At 72.8% G+C, this 416-nt stretch carries 1 protein-coding gene; it reads right to left on the reverse strand.

Translation table 11 applies throughout. The features are described 5' to 3' along the window. Nucleotides 1-337: alpha/beta fold hydrolase (locus tag D7Y04_RS43040; protein WP_233601872.1), on the reverse strand; the 337-nt coding region annotated here is incomplete at its 3' end. Between the last annotated feature and the right edge of the window lie 79 nt (nt 338-416).

Genomic DNA, 416 nt, shown 5'->3' on the forward strand with positions numbered 1-416 from the left:
GCGCGAGCACGCCGCCGAGGCTGTGGCCGACGAGGATGGGCTTCTCCAGCCCCTGCGCGCGCAGGTAGTCCGCGAGCGCGCGGCGCTCGGTGGCGAAGAAGGGCGCGGGGATGGCGGGCTGGCCCGCGAAGCCGGCGAGGGTGAGGACGTGGCAGTCGTACTTGCCCTGCAGGTGCGCCACCGTCTCGTTCCAGACCTCACCGGACGAGGCGAGGCCGGGGATGAAGACGAGCGGGCGGCCCTTCCCGGAGCGCTCCACGTGGAAGGGCTGGGGCGCGGACGCCGCGCTCGCGCCCGAGGTCGTGGCGCAGCCGGTGAGCAGGACAACGGCAATCATCGAAACGAGGAGGGGTGCACGGCAACGGCACATGGGCGACTCCCGAGTGGGTACGCAACGAACGGTACGCACCCGGGGC

The sequence above is a fragment of the Corallococcus sp. AB038B genome (assembly GCF_003668955.1).
Taxonomy (GTDB): Bacteria; Myxococcota; Myxococcia; order Myxococcales; family Myxococcaceae; genus Corallococcus; species Corallococcus exiguus.